This window comes from Paraburkholderia sp. SIMBA_053, assembly GCF_046534895.1.
In the GTDB taxonomy this organism is placed as follows: domain Bacteria; phylum Pseudomonadota; class Gammaproteobacteria; order Burkholderiales; family Burkholderiaceae; genus Paraburkholderia; species Paraburkholderia caledonica.
In genome coordinates, this window is the sequence record NZ_JAWRXU010001541.1 from 1 (window position 1) to 241 (window position 241).

Below are 241 nucleotides of genomic sequence, written 5' to 3' on the forward strand. Positions count from 1 at the left end.
GCTCGAGGCGGAGGCCGAGTCCGTCGACAGCGCGACCGCCGCCGCACTGCTCAGCGACCTGATCACCGCCCGGCGCGCGATTCCGGTGACGATCGGCGGCGCGAGCCGGGTGGCCGCGATCGAAGACGCGGGCCGACTGCGCGATGCGCTCGGGGTCGCGCTCCCCACGGGCATCCCGGTGGCGTTCCTCGAACCGCTGGCCGACCCGCTGGGAGACCTCGTCGCCCGGCACGCCCGCACG

At 76.3% G+C, this 241-nt stretch carries 1 protein-coding gene; it reads left to right on the forward strand.

Features of this window, described 5'->3' with window-relative positions; translation table 11 throughout:
- A partial coding sequence (locus SB753_RS40730) for a hypothetical protein (RefSeq protein ID WP_410805632.1) occupies positions 1 to 241 on the forward strand: 241 nt, incomplete at both ends.